The organism is Terribacillus sp. FSL K6-0262, assembly GCF_037977385.1.
Lineage (GTDB): Bacteria > Bacillota > Bacilli > Bacillales > Amphibacillaceae > Terribacillus.
Genome location: NZ_CP150277.1, coordinates 2896983 through 2923701 on the forward strand (window position 1 = coordinate 2896983; position 26719 = coordinate 2923701).

Genomic DNA, 26719 nt, shown 5'->3' on the forward strand with positions numbered 1-26719 from the left:
CAGCTTTAAGAGAGGGGACTTAAAGATATGAGTAAACGAAATATAGTTGTTGTCGGCGGGGGTCTGGCAGGCTTGATGGCGACCATCAAAGCAGCAGAAGCCGGCGTTCATGTAGATTTGTTATCCATCGTTCCGGTCAAACGCTCGCACTCCGTATGTGCCCAAGGGGGCATCAATGGAGCCGTGAATACAAAAGGGGAAGGGGATTCCACCTGGGAGCATTTCGATGATACGGTGTACGGCGGGGACTTCCTTGCCAACCAAGGACCCGTCAAAGGGATGTGTGAAGCAGCGCCAAGCATCATCCATATGCTCGACCGGATGGGCGTCATGTTCAACCGCACACCGGAGGGGCTGCTGGATTTCCGCCGATTCGGCGGCACGCAATATCACCGGACAGCTTATGCCGGTGCGACGACTGGTCAGCAGCTCTTATATGCGCTCGATGAGCAGGTGCGGCGTCATGAGACAGCCGGGCTTGTTACGAAATACGAGGGTTGGGAATTCGTCCACGCCATCATCGATGAAGAAGGTGTCGGACGCGGTATCCTGACCCAGAACATCCAATCCCATGAATTGCGCGCAATCAGGGCAGATGCCGTCATCATGGCGACAGGTGGTCCTGGTATCATCTTCGGTAAGTCGACAAACTCGATTATCAACACAGGCTCTGCGGCCGGTGCTTTATACGAGCAAGGTGCAATTTATGCGAATGGAGAGTTCATCCAGATCCACCCTACGGCCATCCCTGGTGACGATAAGCTACGTCTGATGAGTGAATCCGCCCGCGGGGAAGGCGGTCGTGTATGGACGTATAAGGATGGGGAGCCTTGGTACTTCCTTGAAGAGAAATATCCAGCATACGGCAACCTTGTGCCACGTGATATCGCGACAAGGGAAATCTTCGATGTCTGCGTGAATCAGAAGCTCGGCATCAATGGGGAGAACATGGTTTATCTCGACCTGTCCCATAAGGATCCGAAAGAGCTTGATATCAAACTGGGCGGAATCATCGAGATCTACGAAAAATTCGCGGGGGACGATCCGCGCAAGGTACCGATGAAAATCTTCCCGGCAGTGCATTATTCCATGGGCGGACTTTGGATCAGCGATGATCAGATGACGAATATACCAGGGATCTTTGCAGCCGGCGAATGTGATTATTCCCAGCATGGTGCCAACCGCCTCGGCGCAAACTCCCTTCTGTCGGCGATCTATGGCGGAATGGTTGCCGGACCGAATGCAATCAAATATATCGAGGGTCTGGATAAGCATGCAGATGATCTTTCCAGCAAGCTGTTCGATGATGCTCTTGCCAAAGAGCAGGCTGCATTCGATAAGATGATCAAAATGGACGGCAAGGAAAATGCGTACAAGCTGCACCGTGAGCTGGGGGAATGGATGACGGATAATGTGACCGTGGTCCGGGAAAATAGCAAACTGCTTAAAACGGATGATAAGCTGCAGGAGCTGCAGGAGCGCTGGAACAATATCAATATCCACGATACATCGCTATGGAGCAACCAAGGCGTCATGTTCACCCGCCAGCTGAAGAATATGCTGCACTTGGCCCGAGTGATGACGATCGGTGCATATCAGCGCAATGAGAGCCGCGGCGCCCATTATAAACCGGAATTCCCGGAACGGAATGACGAGGAGTTCTTGAAAACGACGATGGCCAGATATGACGAATCCTCCAATTCGCCAGATATCTATTACGAAGATGTCGATACTTCCTATATCAAGCCGAGAAAACGCGACTACAGCCAAGCGAAAGCGAAGGAGGCAAAAGCATAATGGAAGCGACGAAAACGAAGCAAGAGACGATTACACTGATTGTGACCCGTCAGGATGATCCGAGCAGCGCTCCTTATGAAGAAACGTTCAAGGTGCCATACCGGGAGAATATGAACGTCATCTCTGCATTGATGGAGATACGGAGAAACCCGGTGAATGCGGAAGGGAAGGAAACGACCCCGGTCTATTGGGATATGAACTGTCTGGAAGAGGTCTGTGGAGCATGTTCCATGGTCATCAATGGTAAACCAAGGCAATCCTGTGCAGCACTGATCGATAAATTGGAGCAGCCGATCCGTTTAGAGCCGATGTCCACGTTCCCGATCATCCGTGATTTGGCAGTCGACCGTTCCCAGATGTTCGACAGCTTGAAAAAAGTGAAGGCTTGGGTGCCGATTGACGGTACGTATGATCTTGGTCCTGGTCCGCGTATGCCAGAGAAGAAAAGGCAATGGGCCTATGAGCTTTCCAAGTGCATGACCTGCGGTGTGTGCCTGGAAGCTTGCCCGAACGTAAACGACAAATCCGATTTCATCGGACCGGCCCCGATTTCCCAAGTGCGCTTGTTCAACGCCCATCCGACTGGCGCGATGAATAAAGCAGAACGTCTGGAAGCACTGATGGGTGAGGGAGGCATCGGCAGCTGCGGTAACTCACAGAACTGTGTGCAGGTTTGCCCGAAAGGTATTCCATTGACCACATCCATCGCCGAAATGAACCGTGCGACAAATATCCAGTCGTTCAAGAACTTCTTCGGAAGCGATTCGAACTATTGAGAAATTATAATAACAAAACGGAACTCTTATATAGAGTTCCGTTTTTGCTTTGATCGGGCTTTTATATTGCAGTACGTTTCACGAAGAGTCAATCATGCTTCATGTTAATTTCAATCACTGAGAGTAGGCAAGCAAGACGATATTCAGAGTTTACTGCCCAGTCGGGATTCCCTGTCATCCAAAAATGCAACTTGGATCGGCTCCAATAACCAAGGGATTACGAGCTTAAACCGCGTTCGAATATATCAACCACTTCTTCAAGGGATGCTTCCAAGCCGACGTCCAGCTTAAATCCATCTCGATTAATCAAGTCGACGAATCCATGCAGCATACTTCTGAAGCCGCGGATTGCATGGATCTTTTTTTCATTTTCCAACTCATAAGATTGAAGGGCGGCTCCGACGAGTTGAACGAGAGCATTTGCATATTCCCCATTACCGCCTGGCAGGGAAGCAGCATACAACCCGGGATTGGTATTCGCGAAAGTCACATACGCCTTTGCGAGTGACAGCATTGGCTGTGCCGTCTGTTCTGTACCTTTCAAAGCCTCATACAGTTGCTTTTGGGAAGCTTCAGCCATTGCCTGCTTGATCTCCTCCAGGTTTTTGAAGTGGTTGTACAGGGAGGGCGGTTTGATTGTCAGGGATCGGGCAATGTTTGCCATGGTGACAGCTTCATAGCCGTGCTGCTCTGCTAAAGAAAGTGCGGCATCTAGAATGTCAGTTTTTGTGAGATGCATTTTAGGCATGACGTCTTGTCCCTTTGTCAGCAAGCAGGATTGCTTCGTTCATTTTGGCTGCCGGGCTGTGCAGTAGATCGCCATGTCCAATCGCCAGGATAGTAGGTTCTAAGTCTGCCAGCTTCCTGGCAGATTGAATCGCGCACTCCTTATTCCAAGTTGCCCAGCCAGGGAATGGGAATCGCCATCTGACATCCCCGGAGACTGCCATTCCTCCGCGGAGCTGAAAGGCATCTCCGGCAAGAAGCGCGCCATTCCGACGATCGACAAATGCCAGCATACCTGGTGAGTGCCCGGGGGAGGAAATGACTTCAAGTGAGCAGACTCGATCACCTTCGTTCAAGAGATCATCTGGTTTTGTCCTGATATCTTTTGGATAGCTGCCTTTGATCGGAAGCCCCTCTGCTGTTTTCTCTTTATTGTGGAGTATATCCCACTCCATCCCTGACAGCATGACCTTCACATCAGGCAAGGCAGCTTTCAAGCCGTCCAAAGCGCCGATATGGTCCGAATGTGCGTGTGTCAGCACGATCCTGGTAATCGGTTTTCCGATTGTACGGGCAGCTGAAAGAATGGATGATACGGAGGAAGGCAGGGCAGCATCAACCAATGTCAATTCGTTTTCTTCTTCAATTAAATAACAGTTCACTGGAAATAAACGAGGCATGAAAGTAAGCTGATATAAACTATCTTGTTTACGAATACGCATGAATCCCACTCCAAACTAATGATATTAGTTAAACTATAAACTAATGGCATTAGTTTAGCAAGGAATTATTTCCCATGAGTTGGATTTATGATAGGGTGAGCATAAGAAATTTCGACTAAGCAGGAGGGCTTCATTCGTATGCTGGGAGAAACAGACGCTGCGGATGGAGGATTTGAGCAGACGGCAGTGTGGAGATTCGGCTGGTCATTCGACGCCACTCACAGCTGCTGGTTTCGTTGTTTGCTTGCAGTTTATGCATATGGAGGAGGGGAGTTCAGTGAAACGGCAGGTCATTGCCCTTGGCGGCGGAGGATTTTCAATGGAGCCGGACAACTTGGCACTTGATCGATATATTCTTTCGCAAAGTGAGGAAAAAGAACCTAGAATTTGCTTCATTCCGACAGCCAGCGGCGATAAGCCGGAGTATATCCGGCGTTTTTATGAAGCATTCGGTCGGCTTACATGCAAACCTTGTCATCTGTCTTTATTTGAGCCGTTGTTTCAGAATCTGCATGATTTTGTGTTGGAACAGGATATTCTCTATGTCGGTGGAGGCAGTACGCGGAATTTGCTGGTATTGTGGCAGGAATGGGAGTTGGATGGGATAATAGCCGAAGCTTATCAAAATGGCGTGATCCTGGCGGGGATTAGTGCAGGGGCTAATTGCTGGTTTGAAGAAGGTGTGACAGATTCATTGAATGGACCTCTGTATGCAATAGAGGGGCTAGGTATGCTATCGGGCAGTATCTGTCCGCATTTTGATGGCGAGATAAAGCGGAGGCCGGCATATTTGGAGGCCATCGGGAAAGGGACCATGAAAGAAGGATACGGGGTGGATGAACAGTTGATTCATGTAATCTGTTCCAGGAGGAATACCCCCGCATATAAAATAAGCAGGCAAGGAGTTGGAACTTTTGAAGAGGCTATACCGGCTGCTTACCTGGATTAGATTCTCTATCACATTTGTATCCAACACAACATGCTGGCTGCCTTGGTCAGGCAGCAGAGATCATCCTTATTTCTCGAATGTATAGCGGTTTTTTGAAAAAATAAAAAGCAGCCTTGCAGCGATTGTCTGCAAGGCCGCTTTCTTAGCGGAAGAAAGGCAGGTCAGTTGCTCCGACCAGGCGAGCGTAAAGGAATAGCTGTCCTTTATGGTGCAGCTCATGATCATACATAGCCTGCAGATAGAGTTCTTTTTTGCCTTGCATACCGGGGATTTTTGCTTCATTTTGCAAAGCCAATTCTTCATCTGTGACCTTATCAAAGGCTTGTATGGTCTGATCCGTGAAATGCTGAACGGCTTTCTTCAGGTCGTCCATCGTATGGACTTCGGGAAGCTCCGGTGCCGTCATTGTTTCTGTTTTTACCATATTCACGAACATGTCATTCGATCCGACTATGTGAAGTACCAGGTCGCGAAGTGCCATCGCATCTTCCCATGGCTTGAAATCAAGATGGCCATCTTCGATTTGGTCCAGCAGGCTGATCAATACATTGCGGTGCTGCAGCCAGTTTTCTTTCCAATATGCTGTTTTGCTCATATGTACACTCCTTTTAGATTATTCATGTCCACTATAAATGATAGCAATCGGTATGTCATCCGTGGAAAACTGCGTGAATCGGATAAGTTGTACCAGTTTGATCGCAATCAGCGCTAGGATCAATCCTCATTCACAAGCATAGTCGTCCTTATCCCGGTCAAACTTGCGCTGATAAGCAGGGTGGGTGCTTGGTACACCATCAGGGTATGTTTTTCTCAATTCCGTGCAATTGGCAAAGTTCGCTGATTCATTTGAGTTGTCCTCATTTGATGCATCAGAGGTATCCTGATTGGTGGCACAGCCGTCAAAGCCGCGTTCCGTAGCATATCCGTCTTGCTTCCAAACTGCAGCACCTTTGTTTTTGGCAGATGCTTCGGCTTCCTCGAATGCATCAAGATATCGCGTATTTGGCGGATACACATAAGCCACCCGTGCCAATCCTTCCTCGAGCAAGGTCTGCTGGACGCTTACTCCATCTGCGTAAACATAAGCAAGCAGCCGTCCATATTTGTCCATTCTTTCCCCTACATCGAACTCCAGCTCCAGTTTATCTGCATTCGTCACCAATTCTTCGTTTCGTTTGGAAGCTTCTTTCCCGTAAGGCTGCACACATTTGTTTGGTGCCTTCGTCTCGGGGGTATCGATGAGTAAATAGCGGACTGTTTCTTCTTGACCATTGTAATTCACTTTGATGGTGTCCCCATCCACGATCCTTACCAGTGAAACTTCGGCTCTATCTGTCGTTCCGGACGTCGTCGTTGCCTGTGTCTTCGAATCCGGATGCTCATTTGAGGTATTGGCTGTTCCGCATGCACTGATCAAAAACAAGGAGATGATCAGCCAAATTGTACTATGTATCGTATTTTTCATGTTGTGAATGCTCCTTCATAGCTGTAGCTATCCTTATGATACGAAGGAAAACGCCGGCTAACAAGAGCAAAAAGCAGTGCATCTTTACCGGATGCACTGCTTTTTTCATTCTGGTATATATGGCAGATCCAACGTCTTTGGCATATTGATGACATGCGTTTCAGCATAGGCGAGAAGACCTTCTTTTCCATATTCGCGTCCGATTCCGGATTGCTTCACGCCACCGAACGGGAAGCGGACATCCAGTCCCTGGATGGCAGCTGTATTGATCATGGTCGTACCGGCTTGGATGTGTTTCGCTACTTCAACGGCATGCTCTTCCTTGCCCCATACCGAGCTGGTCAGCCCATAAATGCTGTTATTGGCAAGCTGAATGGCATGCTTGTCGTCCTTGAAGGGCAGGATGGGCACGGTAGGTCCGAACTGTTCCTGCGCCACGATTGGATCATCATAATCAGCACCCAGCACAAGCGTGGGCTGCATAAAGTAACCCTGCTGATATAATTCTTCATCCATTATCTTTCCAAGCTTGATGACTTCGGCGCCTTTTTGCTGGCTCTGATCGATCAGGCTCTGGACAAATTCCATTTGCTTTTTGTTATTGACAGGACCCACCGTGACTCTTTCATCAAATGGATCTCCGACTCGGATCCATTTATCGGCTGCTTCCCGGTATTTTTCGATAAACTGATCGAAAATGGATTCATGTACGTATACCCGCTTGGCAATCATACAAATCTGCCCGGCTGTCAGGAAATTCGAAATAACAAGCCGCCGCATCGCCTTTTCGTCATTCACATCAAAATCATCCAGCACGATGGCGGCATCATTACCGCCGAGTTCCAGTGTCATATGCTTGATCGTATCGGCTGCAGCTTTCATGATATGCTTCGCCGTTTCGGTTCCGCCTGTAAAAGCGATTTTGGCAACCTTCGGATTAGAGGTCAATTCTACGCCAACCTCGGCTTCGCCGTGCACCAGATTCAATACACCCGGCGGGAATTCATCGGCGATCAGCTCCGTTATTTTGCTGACCGCAAGAGGGGCCAGCGGGCTTGGTTTCAGCACCATCGTATTTCCGGCAAGCAGCGCCGGCGCAATTTTGATGGTGGAGAGCGAAATCGGATAGTTCCAAGGGGAAATGGCAGTGACGACGCCAACTGCATCATGGGCGATGATCGTTTTGCCGCCGCTATGCTCCTGTACCTCATTTTGGAGGGCCTCGGCGATATTATCGCAAGCAAATTCCATCCACATCAAGGAAACGCCAATCTCTCCTTCGGCATCATACAATGCCTTGCCGTGCTCCCGTGACAGAAGGGCTGCAATTTCCGGAGTCTTATCTTTGATTTTCTGGATGGCGCGTCTCATGCGGGCGATTCGATCATCGAAGGTTGTCTCTCGCCAGGTGGTGAAAGCTGCATCTGCTGCATCGATCGCTTGGATGGTTTCTTCTCTCGTATTCAATGGTGCGTACCCGACGATTTCCTCCGGATGTGCCGGATTCTCGCGGGGGGCTTGTTTCTCTGCTTTGTGTTTCTTGCCATCGATGATGGCATCGATGACGATAGGTTCGGTCGGCATAAAGCATCCCTCCGTTTTAGATTGAAAACATAGTAATAATCTACCCGGAAATCGGAGGTTATTAACCTATTTAGTAAAATATTTTTATAAAGAATGAAGCCCAGGAGGCTTAAATGTAACAGGGAGGGATCTTTGCACAGGCGTAAAAATGGAAAAAGAGCTGACCGGAGAACGATCAGCTTTTTTTCAATTTGCCGTACCCTAAAAGATGCAGCGCATTCTTGAGGCTGGATAATGTGGAGAGTGATTTGAAATCCAAACCGAGCGACACCATCGTCTGGGCGATCTCCGGTCGGATACCAGTGATGATCGTTTCGATACCGCTGATTTTAAGGGACTGGACAATTTGATAAATCTGGTCGGCCACCATCGTATCGATCATCACAACACCCGAAACATCCAAAACGAGATGATTCAGTTCCAGGGCATTTCCCTGTGTCAACGCTGTTTCCATGATCAGCTGGGCACGGTGCGTATCGATATCCCCGACAATAGGTATCACTGCCAATCCTTCAAAAATTGGAACGACCGGAACGGACAGTTCTTCCAGCGCACTGTACGCAATATTCATCATCTTCGTATTATGGCTCTCGAACTGCTTGCCAATCTCAAAGCTGACCATCTCCAGCATCGGGTCGATGATCTTCGATACGTCAAGCATCGTAATGGGAGCAAAATGGCGTTCCTCCAGTTCCTCTGTGAAAATGTTCCATATGACGCTCCGGAAGCTGGATACATACTGTAATGTGGCAGTCAAAGAGGTATTCATTTCAGTAGCGGTCTTTCCGGCCCTGGCTCCCCAGCAAAGGAAGTTCTGTTTTACTTCTTCCTTATTATCTTCCGCGAAAAGAATGGCACCGATGTTGAAAACAAGTTCTGCATTGAATTCGGATAACTCTTCTTTTGGAAGGGATAAAATGCGAAGCTCCTGGTTCAGCTTCGAATCGAGGTTCTGCAGGACAGAATCGGCTATGATGTCCTTGTTCTTCTGTATCTTCCGACCAATATATCTTAATTCGTCTTTCATTCTGATTCCCCTTTAAATGTACTGCTTTATGAACATACTTCTTCAATGATAATCCATGAGAATGGGTAAGGAAAGCTAAAAGGGATTGGAAAAGCCCCCCCTTATTTGTGAAACAAACAGCTTTCCGTACAAGTCTGCCTACTGTTATTCCCGATACGGCCCGTGATTAAACAAAGTCCATTTCTGGCAGGGAAGTGTTTGAAAAGTAAGAAGCGTATCCAAGTGATGGCTTGAATACGCTTTTTATAGTGTGATCTTGATAGGAACCAACTAAAAGGCTTTCCGTCGATAAATGAATGTAGTGATACCCCAGGAAGCTGTGTAAATGACTATGCCAAGAAGCAGGGCGCTCGTATAAAGGATTGGCATAGATAAACCGAGAAGGAAATCCGTTACGGATGTCAGCCTTTCTCCTAAGTAGGATACTATAGGAGGAACGATACCAGCCAAAACCAGGAAGCTGACCAATGCAAATGGGGAACTATAACCTGGTTTCATGATGTAAGTCATCGGCAGGTAAAAAGATAGCAGCAATAAGGCCAGACTGCTGCTTATGGCAATATCTGCGATTGAAAAAGGCCTATTGAAAACATACAATAAAACACTCGTCACCCCGATAGATAAAATGATGAAAACAATTGTCCCGAGAAAGCGGGAAGCAATGATTTCGAAGCGTGTATAAGGCATCGAATTCAATAAAATGTTTGTTTCCGGTTTTTCATCATAAGCAATCGTATTCACGGGCATTATGAGACTGGCAAGCAGAAAGATAAAAACTGAATCCTGTCTTCCCACTATGACAAAAAATAATATCAGTAATAGATAGAGCAGCAGTTGACGTTTCTGGATGATGAAGTCCCGCCTGATTAAATTAAACACGCTGCACACCGCCTTTCAAATGAAACATAATATCCTCAAGTGTGGCCCTTTCAATAACCACGCTGTCCCCAAAAATTTCTGCCACGGCATCCACATTTTCCGTCAGGGCTTCAAAGCCTGTTGACAAACGATTTAAGTGCACGAATGCCTTTTCTGTATCTTGATCCAGAAACTCTGTCCTTCCTTTGACAAGCGCATAATTTTCCGTTATGTCATGGATGGAATCATTAAAAATTAATTCCCCCCGATTTATGAAGGCTATGTAATCTGCGATGCGATTCAAATCTGTGGTGATATGGGTGGAGAAGAAGATGGTGCGGTTCCCATCCAGCATTATTTCCTGTAAAAGCCCGAGCAGCTCCCGTCTGAAAATAGGATCCAGGCCTGCTGTCGGCTCATCCATGATGATCAGCTCTGCATGATGGGACAAAGCGATCGCCAAGGATGCCTTCATTTGCATACCTTTCGAGAAATGTTTGATCGATTTATGGAGCGGAAGCTCAAACTGTTCCGCATATTGGGCAAATAATGCATCATCCCAATGTTTGTACGCTGGAGCTACAATACGTTTTATATCTTTTAAATGCAGACCTTCGAAATACACATTGTCATCGTAGACAAATCCAATTCGTTGCTTGATGGCTTTCTCATGTGTCTTGTAGTCCAACCCAAATACCTTCACTCCACCGGCATCCGGCTGCAGCAGATTCATCATCATCTTGATCGTCGTTGACTTACCAGCACCATTTGCACCGATAAAGCCATGCACAAAGCCGCGCTTCACTTGCAGATTCATGTCATTGATAGAGAAATCTTTGAAACTCTTTGACACATTGCTCAATTCCACTACATTCTCCATTTGCATCACTCCTCGTATAAAATCCTTAATAACTGCTGCAATTCATCCAGGGACAAACCAATTTCCCGACTATTTGCAATGACAGCATGCAGCTGCTCTTCAATGACTTTCAGTTTTTTCTCTTTGATAAAGTCTAAATCTTGTTCCGCAACAAAGGAGCCTTTGCCGACAATGGAGTAAATGAATCCTGCCTTTTCCAATTCCTCATAAGCCCGCTTCGTCGTTATAACGCTGATTTGTAAATCCTGTGCCAGCTTGCGCATGGAAGGTATGGCTGCACCCTCCGGCAGCTCCCCCGATAAAATGGACGATTTAATTTGATTTGTAATCTGTTCATAAATCGGCTCCTTTGAATTATTGGAAATAATGATTTGCATGCCGATCCCTCTTCTTCATTTTTTGGAGTTAAGTATTCTGTTCACATCCGCAATCGCCACAACTAGCAGTGCAAGGATGTGAACGGTCATTACCATATTGAAATATGGATAGGAGTATGGAGCGATCCATTCCGTGAAAAGCGCTGAATCCAAAATACTTCGGAACATCCTTAGGAGGAAGCTGTCGCCATCGTTGATATTCGGCTCCCAGGACGTACCATCGACCAGAAAGAAGACCAATTGGACAAGAAGAAAAATAACGAGGTAGGTTATCCAGCGCCTAGCCAGATGTAAAGTAGGGGCTTTTTCCGTACTATGCATTCCGATTACGCTCCTTTTACTCATGATAATATTGTATATGTACTATGTATACAATATATACAAAGGTGGAGAGATGTGCAACCATTTTTGTTAATAAAAGGAGAATTGATTCGGATTTGGATGCTGAATAAGGACAAAGAGAGAGCGCAATGTAGGCTTCTCTACAACCTAGGGCACTAATTTAACTATTATTCTGCATGAAAAATAGTGAACCAAATCCAGTTTCTGTTAAAATTTAGTTAGGGTGAAGAGGCTATAAAAGAATTTTTATCATTATGATGCATTTAGTAAAGAACGTAATAAGGGAAATCCGGCGGGAGTCGTGTTAAATGGAGACGAATTGACAGATTCTCAAATGCAGGAGGTCGCTTCGAAACTCGGCTTTAAAGAAACTGCATTTTGATGGAATCGTATAAAGCTGAATATCGAATACGGTTCTACACACAGTGAATGGATCTCCAAGCACTTTGGTGGTTGAGTGGTTTCAACTGATTTTCTGGAGGGAGAACAATGGATACACGCATAAAGGAGGCAATCTCATACTTAAGGCATACAAACGAAATTATGGAATTAAAGAAGGGCTTTTCTTATGATCAGAAGTATGTAATCGGTCGGAAATATCTTTTAAGATTATTTTCCATAGAAGAAGCAGCTGAAAGGGAGGCAGAATTTTTAACTCTGAACAGGCTTTGCGAGCTATCAGAATGCGTCCCGAAAGGATTGGAATTTGGATATGTAAAGGACCTCCGGAAAGCTTATATGGTTCTGTCCTATCTGCCAGGGATCGATGCAGAGGCTGGGTTAAGCAAGCTGACGAAAGAAGAACAATATGCCGCAGGAGTGTCGGCAGGAAGTGAACTAAAGAAGCTCCATGCATTATCCGCCCCATTACACCAGCCACCTTGGTATGACGTAAAATCGAATAAAATTAAAAATTATATGCTGGAGTTTGGAAAATTAAATCTGGACCAAAACATAATGGACATCCTTCAAATGTATATCGAAACCAACCTTCATCTTATGAAAGACAGGCCGAATATGTTTCAGCATGATGATTTTCATCCCTCCAATCTCTTAATACATAATAAAAGCTTCTCAGGGATAATTGATTTTCAGAGGATGGACTGGGGGGACCCGATACATGATCTGCAAAAGCTGGGCTTCTTTTCAAAGCGAGTGAGTACAGAGTTTACAAATGGTATATTGGATGGTTATCATGACGGACAGCTTATACAAGATTCATTCTGGGAACTATATTCTTTTTATAGTGCAACCCACATCGTATCAGCACTGGTATGGGGAAAGAAAAGGAGCCAAAGCCACTTTGATCTGCTTCTTGCTTATTCACTTGATGTCCTGAAAGATCATGATTACTTTAGCAGCATAATTCCTGAATGGTATAGCAGGAAGTGAGTTGTGATAAAGAGCTGCAATTAAGCACCTTTTTAAATAGACTGAGCGATATTTATAATCTCGTACCCTTGCTGAAGCCTGAATGAAGGGGGGACCCTCATCTCCCCAGTACGATCGATTTTTTGTTTTTAATAGGTATAGGAATGGTGCTGACAGCAGTAGAGAAGAAAACTAAGGGAGGATAAACGATGACTGGTAAAGAGAAAAGAGCACAAGCACCGTATTATGCAGTCATATTCACATCCCAAAGAACGGAAGGCGACAATGGATATGGACATATGGCACAAGTGATGGAAGATCTCGCATCGAAGCAAAAGGGCTTTTTAGGAATGGAGAGTGCACGGGATAGCGGGTTGGGAATAACGGTTTCGTATTGGGAATCGCTGCATGATATCAAGAGCTGGAAGGAAAACGCAGCCCATGTGGCGGCACAAGAAAAGGGGAAAGCGATATGGTATAAAAATTATAATGTCCGAATTTGTAAGGTGGAAAGAGAGTATTCTTTTGAGATGTAATGCCTGAGTCAGAGGGAGATCAAAGACATAAAATATATCATAAGCACCAGAGTGCATGACTGCCCTCTCCTTATGGCTATTAGAGAAAAAAAGCCCCAGGGGGCTTTTTTACTGTACTGTAACTGTAAATTCGACTGGCTCGGTTGTCAAATAGTCTGCAGATGTTACATCTCCAAGGATTAGTTTGATTTCTTTAACGGATGCTGGATCGATTGTTTTTCCGCCTAGGATATCGCCACTGATATCCCCATCTGTCATGACCATATTGGCATCTACTTGCATATCGCCAATAACGGCGGAATCCATGTCTGGATAAAAACTCACTGCGTCAGAATTGGTGTTTTCTACGTTGATACCAACTTGAATTTTATCTTCAAGAATTTTGATATCACCTAGACCGACCTTTAATCCGGCAGCAGTCATGGATTGATCAGATACGTCGATTTTCTTGGAAGTATCCTCGGATTCAGTTGTTTTCTCTTTTTCAGATGATTCAGCTTTAGCTGAGTCAGATCCTGTATATACATTTTCGGCAGAACCACAAGCTGCAAGAGCTAGCGTCAGTGCCAAAAGTAGACTAAGACCTAGTAACTTTCTCAAATTATAAACCCATTTTGTATGTATGGTTTTAAGCGGCTTGCTTTACGTTTTTGTTCTTTCTGAATACGCCCATTAAACCTGCGATAGCGATTAATACGGCAGAAATTAAATAGAAGAAAGAGATGCTGATTAGTCCTCCGACTGCCGAGATTAAAAGTAAAATACCGCCAAATTTTGGTTTTGATTTAACGACGATTGAACCAATGATAGCAAGAGTTGAGAATAAGAAGGCAAACCATCCCAACCCGGTAAGTGAACTTGTACCGGTTTCGCTAAAAGCAGCATCGACGCTGCCGATAAATAAAGCGAAAATTGCCCCGAAGAACCCTAGTATACCTCCGATTAGGCCTAATACGAATTCTGTAGTTCTGCTCATAAAGTTACTCCTTTCTTTGATAGTGAGTAAGTTAATATAACTAATCAAATGGAAGGAATATAGATCTATATTCATGAAAAGGAATAAAATAAATAGTTATATAAACTTACCAAAATGCATTATATACCATTAATAGATAAAACGCACTATATATATTATAAATTTGTATATTTATCTTTTTGTGGAATGTATGGAACGCAATATGTTTAAGTCACTATCGAGAATGACCTTTGCAGCATACATTCAGATTCTAAGTAAGGCTCCATAAGAAAAGTTAGCAGCATGATTAGCGCAAGGGAATACATCTTGGATTGGATGAAGAAAGAGCGTTGGTCAGAAAAGAGGGAAAGTAATTGGTTAAGTTTGACGAAGCTAATTTAGGTGGTGGGGAAGTGATACCTAATATGCAAATCCATTCAAAAGTGGTACTTGCTAATATCTTAGCAACGTTAGTTCCGTCACTTCTCCGTCAAACAATCGCGAACAATTCGCGAAATCCGTTCACCCTCCGGCGTCGGTTTACATAAGCTACATGGACTAAATAAATACCTGACGCAGCAACCCTGAAGAGAGCAAGGAGGGGTTAACTTTTGAAGGATAATGACTACAGGCCAAAACAATTACTCACCAAACGAGAAAAAGAAGTCTTTGAACTATTGGTTCAGGATAAGACAACCAAGGAAATCGCCCAAGAGCTGTTTATCTCAGAAAAAACAGTACGTAACCACATATCTAATACGATGCAGAAACTGGGAGTAAAGGGACGGTCTCAGGCTGTAGTGGAGCTCCTTCGCATGGGGGAACTGAAGCTCTGACAGGCATGGGCTCTGCCTGTCGACTGACATAGCTGTCTGTATGCATATAGAGAACAATGGTCTGCTGAGCAGCTAATTAAAACCGACTGTAATGGTCGGTTTTTGTTTGGTGTGATATGGTGTTTGTATGCTCTGCAGTATCATGGCTAGACAAAAATCCAGAACACGCTATTGAAAAATGAGCAGGTTTTGCTGTAACTGGGGTAACGCAATGATCGTTACTCTTAAAATTCATGGACTTCTAATCGCATATTTTTGGTATCTATACGTATCTCTCCTCCAATAGGCAAGGTCATTATTGGCTGTGTATGACCGAAATCCATATCATAAATAACGGGTATGTTTTTTAATTGCGGGTGTTTATCCAAAATAAAATGAAGCTGCTTTTCGGATACATTTGATTTCTTTTGAAAACGTCCTAACAAAAGTGCTTTTATGCTTTTGCTTGTTTGGAGCAAGGATGTTAAATCTCTAGCGAAAGTTTCAGGGGTAGTCAATTCATCGTCTTCTAAGAATAAGATACGTTCTTGGATATCGGGTATGTATTCGGTTCCTTGCAGCAGATTGAGAGTACAAAGGTTCCCTCCAATCAATGTTCCTGTTGTGCTTCCGCTTGCATAAACCTTCCATTCCGTTTCCTCATACGTGCGATCATCCTGATCCAGGAACCAAACATCATCACTCCATTCATTCGAAGGCTGCAGTTCAAAGGATTGCCCTTCCATCAGGCATTTCTTGAAATAAGCTGTTTGGTATGCTTGTAACCCATCCATTTGGAAACTTGAAAAGTGCGGTCCGGAATATGTAATGAAATTGCATTTTGCACTTATGGCATTTGCAAGTGCTGTAATATCACTAAATCCACATAATATTTTGGGATTTTCCGTTAGTAATGCATAATCTACATATGGCAATAACTCATTGCTATTGAATCCGCCAATTGCCGTTAGAATTGCTTTCACATTCTTGTCAGCAAAGGCTTCGTGCAAATCCTCCAAGCGTTGTTCAATGGAAGAAGAATCTTGTAAGTCACACACTTCGACATTTTTACCGAATGTGACATGAAAGCCTAAAGCTTGAAGCCGTTTGGCTGCTGTTTGAATGCCGTTCCCAGACAAGATTCTTAGAGAGCGGCTGGGTGCAATGATTCGGATTTCGTCACCTTTTTTTAGTTTGTTGGGAATGATCATCATCTACATCCTCACTTTTAAATTTATCCAATTATACACAAGCAGAGAAACGCTTAAAAGCAAATGAAATAGAGATGCTCAATTTTAAACACTTGTATTTTTACAGGTGTTTTTTGATCTAAAGAAGAAAAGAGCATGGAGATTCTTTAAAAAATGCTTCAAAAGGTACGGGGTGCAGTATGAAATTGCTCACCAGCGACAGAATACTTAGCCTATCTTGTTTTTACATGACGTGCAAGATAAAGCAGGCAGCGAGCAAGACACACTTGCTCCTGCTAAAAAGATTTTCGAATTGGATCCATGTAAGAAAGCTGCCAAGAGCTTCTTGGCAAATGGATAGCGCTGGTTCTATGTTATGCTGGAGGGGGTTTTTAATTTCGTTATTTACCATGGTGTCATACTATTTTATCCAGACAGGAAAACAGGCACCAATCAAAAAGTAAATCTGATAAAGATGGCGATGTTTCCTTATATACTTCGATGATGATGGTGGATTCCGAAAATGATGGCGGCCATAAGCGATATCATGATACAGATCTAAGCTCCCAATCCTATGATGCTGGTCCGAGCAGTCCTTCCTATGATGGCGGGGGTTCCGATGGCGGAGGCGGCGGAGAATAAATGCGTACTGTTTTCTTAGAACAGGCTTACAGGCCGTTTTTTTATAATGGCTGCAGGTGTTTTCTCTTTATTCGTCGAAACTGCACAAAGGATTGAACTGCAATAGGAGTAGTACATAATGCTGTTCGGTATAGGAATTAGAAGGAGGGAAACAGTGAATAAAAGCTGGATGGTCTTTCTTGCGAATGCATTTATAAGTGGTATTATTGCATATTTCATTGCCGAATTTTTTGCTGCAGGTACGATAGCTGAGAATTACACCGGTCAAAAGTATGTAGCACCAGAGTTTTTTATAATCATGGTATTTTGGGCCATTAGTTTCGTATATGGAATGATAGCTTTACTTAAATTCCCTTCCAAGCCAAACCGTATACTTGCGATTGTTTTTATGTGGATATCCATACCGCTGGGAATAGCAATTGGAATGGGATTAGCTATAATAGCAAATGAATCCAGTGTGGCACAAACTATTCAAGAAGTTTTGGTTAATCTATAGCATACAAGTTTTTGAAAAACGGTTTAAATGCCTATTTATTAAAAGCAGGTATCCCTCCAATTCTGTCGAAACTGTACAGAAAAGGAGGGTTTTCCATGGAAATTGTGAAAAGTCCGTCTGTCGCTCCTGTCATCGCGTCACTGCCTGCTTTGCAGCGGCAGCTTTACCAGGATGTCCGGGATGCTCTTGTTCAAGTCACGGAAGCGGGAGCGTATTATATGGCCGATGAAGATGATGTCATTGTCATGACGCCGATTGCCGAGAAGCATCATTTGACGCTTGCGGAAGTGGCTTCGCATTACAGCGATGTGGAATGCAGCATCGCGCAATTCCAGGCAGAACAGCTGGGAAGCTCTCCGCCGGAGGATTTTGAAAGGTGGGCGATGAAAAAGGGAAATACGATCGTCAGCAGATATGATGATGTGCAGAAATGCTTGGTGATCAGCATCAATGGATGCAGGGCCATTCCCTATCATGAATTGCCGCTATCATCCTTCTCGGAGTTATTTCGATCGTATACGCTCAGTCCTTTGTTTAAGTGAATAGAGCTGGGGGAAGGCCGACTCGGGTGAGTCGGTTTTTTGTATGAAAAGGTTCGGTCAGGGCGAAATACATGCAGTTGCGTGTTTTTAACGGTAAAATTGAGGATAGGATAAAGAAGTCAGAAATTGATCGACACCTTGTAGGGGGATGTACATGCATGATTATATGATTACCAATCAATTTATTTTTCTCTTCGCGCTGCTGCTTGTTGTAAGTGTCGTGGTGACGAAGTTTTCGACGAGGCTTGGTGTCCCGGCGCTTGTCTTGTTCATCGCGGTCGGGATGATCGTCGGGAGCGATGGCTTTGGTCTTGTTTATTTCGATAATGCCCATTTGGCGGAGGCAATCGGTATTTTTGCCCTGATTGTCATTTTATTCGAAGGCGGTCTCCACGCGAATTGGCATTCGATGAAGCCGGCACTTGCCCCTGCCATGACGATGGCAACGATCGGTGTATTGCTGACAGCGGCCATCGTCGCTGTGGCGGCTCATTATATCTTCGATCTGACATGGCTGGAATCCGTCCTCATTGGATCGATCGTCGGATCGACGGATGCAGCGGCAGTGTTTTCTGTCCTCAAGGGACAGAATGTCAAAGAAAAGCTTGCCGCGACACTGGAAGCAGAATCCGGCACGAATGATCCGATGGCGATGTTCCTGACGATCACCTGTATCGAGTTGATCAGCGGCCATGGTTCCAATGTGGTCAGCATGATCGGCAGCTTTATCTGGGAAATGGGAGCAGGTGCTGCGATGGGGCTGCTCATTGGATATATCGCCGTGACGGCAATCAATCGGATCAACTTGGATACGAGCGGCCTTTACCCGTTGTTTGCGCTTGCTTTCGCTTTGATAAGTTATGGATTTACGTCCATCATCCATGCTTCCGGATTATTGGCGGTATATGTGAGCGCGCTTTATATCGGGAATGCGGAAATTACATATCGCCGATCCATCATCCGCTTCAATGAGGGCTTCGGCTGGCTCATGCAGATCTGCATGTTCGTTTTGTTGGGATTGTTTGTGTTTCCGACGCAATTATTCACACCCAGCCTCATGATCAAAGGCTTCCTGCTGTCGCTTGTTTTGATATTCCTGGCTCGTCCGCTGGCAACCTTCCTGTCATTGATTCGCTTCAAATACACAGCAAAAGAGAAGCTGTTCATCTCGTGGGCCGGGCTTAAAGGGGCCGTACCGATTGTACTTGCACTCTTTCCGCTCATCGCCGGAATCGAGAACAGCCAGCTCATCTTCAATGCTGTCTTCTTCGTCGTCCTGTTATCGACTGTATTGCAGGGCTCGACTGTCACACCGCTTGCGGCGAAGCTGAAATTGGTGGAGCCGCCGACCACGAATGAGATAGAAACGCTTGAATTGATCAGCATGGGACGGAACAATCTCGAGATGGTAGAATATAAACCAACGGATTTGAATGAGATCACCGGCAAACGGCTGGAGGATCTCAATTTCCCGGAGACGACATTGATCAATGCCATCCTGCGCAGCGGTGAGATCATCTCGCCGAATGGACAGACAGTCATCAAAGCTGGCGACACGCTGTATATCATGGTCGCTTTGCCATATAAGAAACAACTCGCAAAATATTTACGCAGGAATAAACTAATATAAGCATAGCAGGAGGAATGTATGGTGCACGACACACTGACAGCGGAAAGAATTGCAGCAATCGAGAAGGAGCTGCGGCATATTTCTGCAATCATCAAGCAAAAAGGACGGGAGATCCTCCTGCAGTACCCGATTACTGCACCGCAGTTCGTCGCGCTGCAATGGCTGGCGGACAAAGGGGATATGACGACCGGCGAGCTTTCCCAGACAATCAGGCTTGCCATCAGCACGACGACCGATATCGTCGATCGCTTGGAAAAGAACGAGCTGGTAAAGCGGGTGCGTGATGAAAGGGATCGGCGTATCGTCCGGGTGCATATCCTTGAAAAGGGAGAGCAAATCATCGCAGAAGTGATCAAAAAGCGTCAAGCATATCTGAAAAAGCTGCTGGAAACTTTTTCTCCTGAAGAGGCTGACCAGCTGCAGTTGCTCTTACATAAGTTACACGGTAAAATGAATGATTACGAACAGCTAGAGGCTGAAACAGAGAAGAAAAAGAGGAGATAAACGTGGATTATCCGATTGGTGTCATTGATTCAGGAGTAGGCGGTCTGACCGTTGCGAGGGAGCTGATGCGTCAGCTGCCGAAGGAAAACCTCATCTATGTCGGCGATACATTGCGCTGCCCGTACGGTCCGAGACCGGAAGAGGAAATAGTGGAATATACGTGGGATATGGTGAACTTCCTCCTGGAAAAGAACATCAAAATGCTTGTGATTGCCTGCAATACAGCGACGGCTTATACGTTGGAAGAGCTGAAGCAGAAGCTTGATATACCGGTCGTGGGTGTCATCGAGCCAGGCGCGCGTGCAGCAATCAAGACAACGAAAACGAATCATATCGGTGTACTCGGTACGGAGGGGACGATCCGCAGTCATGCGTACCGGAAAGCGCTGAAAAATATAAATAGTGAGCTGGAAATCGAGGGGCTTGCCTGCCCGGCATTTGCCCCGATGGTGGAAAAGGGTGTTGTTTCGGGTCCATTGGCGCGCCAAGTCATTGAAGAGGCGCTGGTAGACTTGAAGGATTGGAAGGAAATGGACACCCTCATCCTTGGCTGCACGCATTATCCGATCATCAAGCCGGTGATCGAGGAAGTGGTCGGGGATGCTGTGGAAGTGATCAGTTCCGGAGATGAAACGGCACGGGAAGTGAGTGCCATCCTAGGCTTCAAACGGAAGCTCTATGAAGGGGATCGCCCCGTTTCCCATAAGTTTTATGCAACGGGGGATACAAAGCTTTTCATGAAAATCGCGAATATGTGGCTGAAGCAGCCGGTGACGGAAGTAGACAGGATACAGCTTGGCAGTGCGCAATCAATCTGAATAAAGATGGTCTAAAACCTTTGATGGCTCGTATACATGTTAGTACAAACCATCAAGGGGGAAGAAGTGCGTATGAATAAGAAAATAGCAGGTCTTTTCACTAGCGTAATAGGCCTTTCCATTTTATTGGCCGGATGCTCCTTGAAAGGAGAGCAGGCTGTCGATGAAGTCGACGTGCCGCAGGATACAACCTATGTGGACGAGCTGGAGGAAAATGCACTTGAACCGGGTGCAGCAGAAGGCGAAGCGCCGGCTGAAGGAGAGGCACCGGCAGAAGGCGATGAGGAGAAGCAGCCTGAAGAAGGTGCCAAGGAAGGCGAATCTGCCACTGCCAAGCGTCAGCTGTTCCTATTGGATGCCAATGGAATGGTGGTGCCGATGACCTTCGAACTGCCGCAGACAAATGAAGTAGCCAAAGAAACCTTGGAATACCTTGTGAAAGACGGTCCCGTGACGGACATGCTTCCGAATGGCTTCGAGGCAGTATTGCCGGCAGGTACGACCATCAATGGAATCGACGCCCAGAAAGATGGTACTTTGGTCGTCGACTTCTCGAAAGAGTTCAATGAATACGAAGCAGCAAACGAGAAAAAAATCCTCGAGTCCATCACGTACACGCTGACACAGTTTGAGAATGTGAAGGACGTAGCAATCCGTGTAGAGGGACAAGATTTGGCGAAAATGCCAGTGGATGGCACACCGATCGGGAAAAGCTATTCCCGTGCCGATGGCATCAACTTGATGGACAATGGCATCACGACTGTGGACAGCGAGTCTGTCACGCTTTACTTCCCGGCCGAGGCAGTCGATGGTACGCCTTATGAAGTGCCAGTGACAGAGCGGATGAACAGCAATGCCGACAACGACTATGAAGAAATCGTCAATGCACTGATCGACGGACCATCGATGGACAGCAATTTGTCCAATGTCTTCAACACAGGCTCCGCCCTCACATCCGAGCCAACATTGAAAGATGGCGTGCTCAACCTGGAATTCAACAAGGAAGTATTGAGTAATGTCGATGAAGCTGCCATCACAGACCAACTGATGGAAACACTTGTGATGAGCTTGACAGAACGTGAGGAAGTGGAAGCAGTCTCCGTCAAGGTGGAAGGCGTCGAAGAAGTGTTCAATGAACATGGGGAAGCCTATGCTGAACCTGTGACAAGAGAACAGTACGTTCCGGCTGAAAAACTATGATAGGAAGCCTGGTCATGTGACCAGGCTTTTTTCGTGCGTATATTGACAGCCTCCTATTTAAAGGTTATCGTAGACACGTAAAGTCTATGATTGGAGTGCGGCAAATGAAATTCACCAAAGCGACGAACTATGCTCTGCACACAATGCTTTATTTAGCCAAAGAAAGAGCGGATCAGCAGCCGATTGGGGTGCAGCAGCTTGCAGATCATCAGCAGGTTTCCCCGACGTATTTATCCAAGATTCTCACGAAGCTGGTAAAAGAAGGCCTGATTACCTCTTCTTCGGGAGCAAACGGCGGATACAGGCTCAGGAGTGGATGGCAGCAGCTCTCCTTTTTCGATATCATTCAAGCGATTGAGGGGAAAGCCTCCATCTTTGAATGCAGCTTGCATGACGAGCCGGCTTGTGTTGTGAAACGTGTAATGGAAAAAGCAGAAGTGCAAATGGAGAAGGAGCTTCGTCAGACAACGATAGCTTCTTTGCTGGAAGATAAAAGCAGCGAATGAATAGCTGTTTTTTCTTTCTTTCAATTGTAGATATTACGAGTCTTTTAAATCCGTTAAGGGGTGTTGGCAATGGGAAAATGGGATTGTGCGATAATCGGCGGCGGTGCGGCAGGGATGAGTGCAGCGCTGCAGCTTGCCAGGGCGCGAAAGCGTGTGGTTATTTTTGATGATGATACAAACCGAAACCGAGTAACACAGGAATCGCATGGGTTCTTGACAAGAGACGGCATCACCCCAGCGCAATTCAGGGAAGAAGCCAGACAGGATCTGGGTAAATATCCGACTGTCACATTTGTTGCAGCAGAAGTGACAGGCATCAAGAAGCAAACGACAATGGCTGATTTCCAAGTCCAAACGAATGACAGCAGCTATCTTGCAGACAAGGTTTTGCTGGCGACGGGTATCCGTGAATCATTCCCTGCCATTCCTTCCATAGCCTCCTTTTATGGAAGGAGTATTTTCTCCTGCCCTTATTGCGATGGCTATGAACGCAGAGAGGAGCCGCTGATCCTATTCGCGGAAGCGGAAGCAGGCATTCTCCATATGGGAAAATTGCTGCTTAACTGGACAGGAGATCTTGTCATCGCCTCCAATGGAAATATACTTGGTGAGGAGACATTTTCTTTATTCGAAAAGCATGGGGTGCGCGTGGAACAGGCAAAGATCACGAAGCTGATCGGGGAAAATGGCATGCTGCGGGAAGTCGTCTTTGAAAATGGGAAACGCATAAAACGATCAGGCGGCTTCGTCGTGCCGCAGTTTATCCGCAAAGACAGCTTGGCAGCCGATATGGGATGTACATTTGATGAAGAAGGAAAACTGATCACGGAAGCATCCGGACAAACGAGTGTGCCGCATGTCTATGCAGCAGGTGAATACGTCAATCAAGCTCCTTCCTCGCTTATACTGGCAGCGGCAGAAGGTGCGAAGGTCGCAGCAAGTATGAATTTGCATTTTGTTGAATCCCGCTTCAGCTGATTTTTGAATTACGACAAAAGGCAAGCTATACTGAAGTAGAGCTTGCCTTTTTTATTACATACTATTAAACAAGTTCCAACGAGGGTACAAGATACACAGAAGTTCGAATGGAGGGACTAGTAATGGATAAAATCATCATCGCAACAAAAAATGCCGGTAAACTGAAGGAATTCAAGGCCTTTTTCTCGGACTATGATATAACGGCTTATGGGCTCGACGATTTGGCAGAGCAATTCGATGATATCGAAGAAACGGGTACGACATTCGAGGAAAACGCTGCACTGAAGGCAGAAACAATCGCAGGCCACCTGCAGGTTCCCGTACTTGCAGATGATTCCGGGTTGGAGATCGATGCACTCGATGGCCGCCCAGGCGTCTACTCGGCACGTTATGCCGGTGAAGCCAAAAGTGACCAGGCGAATATGGATAAAGTGCTGACAGAGCTGCAGGATGTGCCGGAAGGGGAGCGCAGTGCCCGATTTGTATGTGTATTGGCTGTTTCCCAGCCTGGTAAAGAAACATTCTATGCCAGGGGACATGTGGATGGCTCCATTACCAAAGTGCCGCGCGGCGACCATGGCTTTGGCTATGATCCTGTTTTTCAGCCGGATGGCTACGAAAAAACAATGGCTGAACTAAAACCGGAAGAGAAGAACCAAATCAGCCACCGGAAGCAGGCAATGCTCCATCTGGAAAAATGGCTGAATGACCAGGCAAAGTGAGGGATACGGATGAAAATACTGATAACGAGTGACAGTCATGGGCTGACGAAAGAAGTGGCTATGCTGAAGCAGCGTCATGAAGATGATGTCATAGCGAGGATACATTGCGGCGATTCGGAGCTGCCTTTTGAGGCTCCTGAAATGGACGGCTACTATCGGGTTGCTGGAAACTGCGATTATGACAGGGCCTATCCGGACATCGAAGAGCTTTCGGTAGCCGAGCTGCCGATACTCATCACCCACGGGCATCTGTATGGGGTGAAATCGAGCCTGGGTCCGTTGGAGGAGCTGGCTGCAAAAAAAGACGCCAAGGTCGTCTGCTACGGTCATTCCCATGTGGCGAGGGCGGATGTGATGGACGGCAGGCTGTATATCAATCCTGTCAGCATCCGTCTGCCGAAGCAATCGCCGCATCCGACCTATGCCATCCTTACCTATGAAGATGGAATTGCGACGGTCCGCTTTTATACATTGGATGGCAATGAAGTGCCGGAACTGGAGAAATCTGTTTCGTTCAAATAGACCTGGACAAAAAATTGTAACGTTTTTATTGCCGAATCAGCTCATACTTACGTTATACTAGTGTTTGAATTGAGGTGATTCTGTATGAATGAAGCCGATTTCGGTTATAAACCAAATCATAAAAAACGCAATTATCGTCCGCTTGTTATCTGGCTGACCATCATCATCGATGGATTGGTTGTCGTACTGAGCGGCTTACCGCCTGTCGAAAATTTCGATCTGTTTGACGTACACATCCTGCCGATGCTGAATGCCATTTTCAACAGCTTTACGTTCATTTTCCTGCTGTTGGCCCTGATCTTCATCCTGAAGAAGAACATCATCTGGCATAAGCGCTTCATCTATTCGGCCTTTGTCACAACCACATTGTTCTTGATCTCCTACGTGGCGTATCACTATCTGGCAGGGGATACACCCTTCGGAGGCGAAGGCATCATCCGTCCAATCTATTTCTTTATCCTGATCACGCACATCGTGCTGGCAGCAGTCATCGTACCGCTGGCCCTCGCATCGATCACCCGTGCCTGGAACATGGACGTGCCCCGTCACCGCAAGATCGCCCGCTGGACCATGCCGCTATGGCTTTATGTCAGCCTGACAGGCGTCATCGTCTACTTGATGATCCGCCCGTATTATTGACACGATTGCTCCGGGAAACCGGGGCAATTTATTAATTTCAAAAAAACTATTGACTGTACGTGCAATTTCATGTAGAATAAATCTTGTCCTTAAGAGAGGGCAACATACATAAAAGCAACACGCGGGTGTAGTTTAGTGGTAAAACCTCAGCCTTCCAAGCTGATGTCGAGGGTTCGATTCCCTTCACCCGCTCCATGTCCCAGTAGCTCAGCTGGATAGAGCAACAGCCTTCTAAGCTGTGGGTCGGGAGTTCGAATCTCTCCTGGGACGCTGAATAAAAAGAGGGATCACTCGAAGCGTTGATATAACGATTTGAGCGATCCCTCTTTTTTTAATTTATTGCGGGATGGATATAAATCATCTCTTAATCTATTCAGGATATTTTCAAACATATGCTGCCATTCATGCATTCTGTGTTTCAAAGAAGAAATTAATTTATAATAATGATATCAGTATGGAAGGGGGAAAAGAGATTGGATAAATTGTATATAATCGATGGATATGGCGGGTCGCCTAAGCTTAATTGGCAAGCAGATATTAAGCAAAGCTACAGAGGTGAATTTGATATACATATTGTAAACTATACGGATGCCTCGTCAGCGGATGTGGAACAATGGGATAAGGATTTGGACAGAGCTGTCTTACAGCCGATTGGTGCCTATTTCATTTGTCATAGCTTAGGCTGTATCACGTTTCTGAGATATCTTCTTCGTCATGAAGTGCAAATCAAAGGAGTTATATTCGTATCCGGATTTGCAAGAAAGCTAGTGGAATTTCCTCAATTTGATGATTATATGGCAAATATAAACGTAGCTAAAGTAAAACACTTATTAGGTAAATCATTCCTTCTTGCATCCAGGACGGATAGGATCGTTGATTGGCAGATTTCAAATGAATTGGCGGCAGAATTAGATATACCTTTTATTTTATTGCCTGATGGAGGGCATTTTACAGCAGGAGAGGGTATTGTTACGATGCCGGCTGTAAAAGATATGGTAAAAACCTATTGGTTATGAAGATTTGAAAGTACTTATACAGGCTAGCTGAATGGTGGTCATTTGGCTGTCGCCGCATAAGACAGACTCCAAAATGTGCATGAAAAAGTACTTTGGAGTCTGTTTTATTTTTAGGAATGCAATTAAAGAAGTAG

General features: G+C 45.8%; 32 protein-coding genes, 2 tRNA genes and 1 pseudogene. 22 read left to right on the forward strand and 13 right to left on the reverse strand.

All coding sequences use genetic code 11. The features are described 5' to 3' along the window. Window positions 1-27 precede the first annotated feature (27 nt). Window positions 28-1797: a succinate dehydrogenase flavoprotein subunit gene (gene sdhA / locus MHI54_RS14770; protein WP_095215634.1), complete on the forward strand. Its 1770-nt coding sequence runs from the start codon at window positions 28-30 to the stop codon at window positions 1795-1797. After that, a complete protein-coding gene (gene sdhB, locus MHI54_RS14775) occupies window positions 1797-2573 on the forward strand; it encodes a succinate dehydrogenase iron-sulfur subunit (RefSeq protein ID WP_095215633.1) in 777 nt (258 codons plus the stop codon). Before sdhA ends, sdhB begins: the two co-directional genes overlap by 1 nt. Before the next feature lie 217 nt (window positions 2574-2790). Here sdhB and MHI54_RS14780 read toward each other — a convergent pair whose 3' ends face one another. Next, complete coding sequence (locus MHI54_RS14780; RefSeq protein ID WP_095215632.1) at window positions 2791-3321, reverse strand: TetR/AcrR family transcriptional regulator; 531 nt, start codon at window positions 3319-3321, stop codon at window positions 2791-2793. Further along, window positions 3314-4021 carry an MBL fold metallo-hydrolase gene (locus MHI54_RS14785; RefSeq protein ID WP_095215631.1) on the reverse strand — a complete coding sequence of 236 codons (708 nt, stop codon included), beginning with the start codon at window positions 4019-4021 and terminating at the stop codon, window positions 3314-3316. Before MHI54_RS14785 ends, MHI54_RS14780 begins: the two co-directional genes overlap by 8 nt. A 277-nt stretch (window positions 4022-4298) precedes the next feature. On the opposite strand from MHI54_RS14785, the gene MHI54_RS14790 reads away from it, so the two are divergent. Beyond that, complete coding sequence (locus MHI54_RS14790) at window positions 4299-4970, forward strand: peptidase E (RefSeq protein ID WP_340081967.1); 672 nt, start codon at window positions 4299-4301, stop codon at window positions 4968-4970. A 142-nt stretch (window positions 4971-5112) separates the two neighbouring features. Here the strand turns inward: MHI54_RS14790 and MHI54_RS14795 are convergent, their stop codons facing one another. The 8 genes from MHI54_RS14795 to MHI54_RS14830 all read right to left on the reverse strand — a co-directional run bounded on the left by MHI54_RS14795 (window position 5113) and on the right by MHI54_RS14830 (window position 11482). After that, complete coding sequence (locus tag MHI54_RS14795) at window positions 5113-5565, reverse strand: DinB family protein (RefSeq protein ID WP_340081968.1); 453 nt, start codon at window positions 5563-5565, stop codon at window positions 5113-5115. A 126-nt stretch (window positions 5566-5691) separates the two neighbouring features. Next, entirely contained in the window at window positions 5692-6435 is a 744-nt protein-coding gene (locus MHI54_RS14800) for a thermonuclease family protein (RefSeq protein ID WP_340081969.1), read from the reverse strand. 105 nt (window positions 6436-6540) lie between these two features. Then, window positions 6541-8019, reverse strand: coding sequence for an aldehyde dehydrogenase family protein (locus tag MHI54_RS14805; protein WP_095215628.1), 1479 nt, complete (start codon window positions 8017-8019; stop codon window positions 6541-6543). Between the two features lie 175 nt (window positions 8020-8194). Then, entirely contained in the window at window positions 8195-9046 is an 852-nt protein-coding gene (locus MHI54_RS14810; protein ID WP_340081970.1) for an STAS domain-containing protein, read from the reverse strand. A gap of 270 nt (window positions 9047-9316) precedes the next feature. Then, on the reverse strand, window positions 9317-9925 hold the full coding sequence (locus MHI54_RS14815; RefSeq protein WP_340081971.1) for an ABC-2 transporter permease: 609 nt from the start codon (window positions 9923-9925) through the stop codon (window positions 9317-9319). After that, window positions 9918-10784 carry an ABC transporter ATP-binding protein gene (locus MHI54_RS14820; RefSeq protein ID WP_340081972.1) on the reverse strand — a complete coding sequence of 289 codons (867 nt, stop codon included), beginning with the start codon at window positions 10782-10784 and terminating at the stop codon, window positions 9918-9920. The genes MHI54_RS14815 and MHI54_RS14820 overlap by 8 nt, the downstream gene beginning before the upstream one ends. A gap of 5 nt (window positions 10785-10789) precedes the next feature. Continuing rightward, window positions 10790-11161: a GntR family transcriptional regulator gene (locus MHI54_RS14825; RefSeq protein ID WP_095215624.1), complete on the reverse strand. Its 372-nt coding sequence runs from the start codon at window positions 11159-11161 to the stop codon at window positions 10790-10792. 15 nt (window positions 11162-11176) lie between these two features. Continuing rightward, window positions 11177-11482 carry a YfzA family protein gene (locus tag MHI54_RS14830; RefSeq protein ID WP_095215623.1) on the reverse strand — a complete coding sequence of 102 codons (306 nt, stop codon included), beginning with the start codon at window positions 11480-11482 and terminating at the stop codon, window positions 11177-11179. A 268-nt stretch (window positions 11483-11750) separates the two neighbouring features. Between MHI54_RS14830 and MHI54_RS14835 the strand changes: the two are divergent. From MHI54_RS14835 to MHI54_RS14845, 3 genes and pseudogenes are all read left to right on the forward strand, one after another. Continuing rightward, window positions 11751-11926, forward strand: a pseudogene (locus MHI54_RS14835) (PhzF family phenazine biosynthesis protein); the annotation flags it as partial. Between the two features lie 66 nt (window positions 11927-11992). Next, window positions 11993-12895, forward strand: a complete 903-nt coding sequence (locus MHI54_RS14840; protein ID WP_340081973.1) for an aminoglycoside phosphotransferase family protein — start codon at window positions 11993-11995, stop codon at window positions 12893-12895. 188 nt (window positions 12896-13083) lie between these two features. Then, complete coding sequence (locus MHI54_RS14845) at window positions 13084-13410, forward strand: antibiotic biosynthesis monooxygenase (RefSeq protein WP_340081974.1); 327 nt, start codon at window positions 13084-13086, stop codon at window positions 13408-13410. Window positions 13411-13518: 108 nt separating this feature from the next. Here MHI54_RS14845 and MHI54_RS14850 read toward each other — a convergent pair whose 3' ends face one another. After that, window positions 13519-14010: a hypothetical protein gene (locus tag MHI54_RS14850; RefSeq protein WP_340081975.1), complete on the reverse strand. Its 492-nt coding sequence runs from the start codon at window positions 14008-14010 to the stop codon at window positions 13519-13521. Between the two features lie 28 nt (window positions 14011-14038). Next, the gene (locus MHI54_RS14855) at window positions 14039-14386 is read right to left on the reverse strand and encodes a DUF4064 domain-containing protein (protein ID WP_095215619.1); all 348 of its coding nucleotides are present in this window, start codon (window positions 14384-14386) and stop codon (window positions 14039-14041) included. Window positions 14387-14976: 590 nt separating this feature from the next. Between MHI54_RS14855 and MHI54_RS14860 the strand changes: the two genes are divergently transcribed. Beyond that, complete coding sequence (locus MHI54_RS14860) at window positions 14977-15201, forward strand: response regulator transcription factor (RefSeq protein WP_038562019.1); 225 nt, start codon at window positions 14977-14979, stop codon at window positions 15199-15201. A 224-nt stretch (window positions 15202-15425) separates the two neighbouring features. Here the strand turns inward: MHI54_RS14860 and MHI54_RS14865 are convergent, their stop codons facing one another. Next, window positions 15426-16391 carry a S66 peptidase family protein gene (locus MHI54_RS14865; RefSeq protein ID WP_340082965.1) on the reverse strand — a complete coding sequence of 322 codons (966 nt, stop codon included), beginning with the start codon at window positions 16389-16391 and terminating at the stop codon, window positions 15426-15428. Window positions 16392-16877: 486 nt separating this feature from the next. On the opposite strand from MHI54_RS14865, the gene MHI54_RS14870 reads away from it, so the two are divergent. From MHI54_RS14870 to MHI54_RS14940, 15 genes are all read left to right on the forward strand, one after another. Continuing rightward, the gene (locus MHI54_RS14870) at window positions 16878-17012 is read left to right on the forward strand and encodes a hypothetical protein (protein WP_340081976.1); all 135 of its coding nucleotides are present in this window, start codon (window positions 16878-16880) and stop codon (window positions 17010-17012) included. A 154-nt stretch (window positions 17013-17166) separates the two neighbouring features. Next, a complete protein-coding gene (locus MHI54_RS14875; RefSeq protein WP_340081977.1) occupies window positions 17167-17508 on the forward strand; it encodes a hypothetical protein in 342 nt (113 codons plus the stop codon). 95 nt (window positions 17509-17603) lie between these two features. After that, window positions 17604-18050 (forward strand): hypothetical protein, encoded by a 447-nt coding sequence (locus tag MHI54_RS14880; protein ID WP_340081978.1) that lies wholly within the window; start codon window positions 17604-17606, stop codon window positions 18048-18050. A gap of 154 nt (window positions 18051-18204) precedes the next feature. Continuing rightward, window positions 18205-19680: a potassium/proton antiporter gene (locus MHI54_RS14885; protein ID WP_095215615.1), complete on the forward strand. Its 1476-nt coding sequence runs from the start codon at window positions 18205-18207 to the stop codon at window positions 19678-19680. Between the two features lie 18 nt (window positions 19681-19698). Continuing rightward, window positions 19699-20184 (forward strand): MarR family transcriptional regulator, encoded by a 486-nt coding sequence (locus MHI54_RS14890; protein WP_095215614.1) that lies wholly within the window; start codon window positions 19699-19701, stop codon window positions 20182-20184. 2 nt (window positions 20185-20186) lie between these two features. Next, complete coding sequence (racE, locus tag MHI54_RS14895; protein WP_095215613.1) at window positions 20187-21002, forward strand: glutamate racemase; 816 nt, start codon at window positions 20187-20189, stop codon at window positions 21000-21002. A 72-nt stretch (window positions 21003-21074) separates the two neighbouring features. Further along, window positions 21075-22202, forward strand: a complete 1128-nt coding sequence (locus MHI54_RS14900; protein WP_095215612.1) for a GerMN domain-containing protein — start codon at window positions 21075-21077, stop codon at window positions 22200-22202. Window positions 22203-22306: 104 nt separating this feature from the next. After that, window positions 22307-22708 (forward strand): Rrf2 family transcriptional regulator, encoded by a 402-nt coding sequence (locus MHI54_RS14905; protein ID WP_095215611.1) that lies wholly within the window; start codon window positions 22307-22309, stop codon window positions 22706-22708. A gap of 69 nt (window positions 22709-22777) precedes the next feature. After that, window positions 22778-23686: an NAD(P)/FAD-dependent oxidoreductase gene (locus MHI54_RS14910; RefSeq protein WP_095215610.1), complete on the forward strand. Its 909-nt coding sequence runs from the start codon at window positions 22778-22780 to the stop codon at window positions 23684-23686. 122 nt (window positions 23687-23808) lie between these two features. Beyond that, complete coding sequence (locus MHI54_RS14915) at window positions 23809-24408, forward strand: XTP/dITP diphosphatase (RefSeq protein WP_095215609.1); 600 nt, start codon at window positions 23809-23811, stop codon at window positions 24406-24408. A gap of 9 nt (window positions 24409-24417) precedes the next feature. Beyond that, the gene (locus MHI54_RS14920; protein ID WP_340081979.1) at window positions 24418-24930 is read left to right on the forward strand and encodes a metallophosphoesterase; all 513 of its coding nucleotides are present in this window, start codon (window positions 24418-24420) and stop codon (window positions 24928-24930) included. Window positions 24931-25014: 84 nt separating this feature from the next. Then, window positions 25015-25569 carry a DUF420 domain-containing protein gene (locus MHI54_RS14925; RefSeq protein WP_095215607.1) on the forward strand — a complete coding sequence of 185 codons (555 nt, stop codon included), beginning with the start codon at window positions 25015-25017 and terminating at the stop codon, window positions 25567-25569. A 121-nt stretch (window positions 25570-25690) separates the two neighbouring features. Next, a tRNA-Gly gene (locus tag MHI54_RS14930) sits at window positions 25691-25764 on the forward strand. A 1-nt stretch (window position 25765) separates the two neighbouring features. Further along, window positions 25766-25839 (forward strand) — tRNA-Arg (locus tag MHI54_RS14935). A 203-nt stretch (window positions 25840-26042) separates the two neighbouring features. Beyond that, window positions 26043-26585: an alpha/beta hydrolase gene (locus MHI54_RS14940; RefSeq protein ID WP_340081980.1), complete on the forward strand. Its 543-nt coding sequence runs from the start codon at window positions 26043-26045 to the stop codon at window positions 26583-26585. Window positions 26586-26719 lie beyond the last annotated feature (134 nt).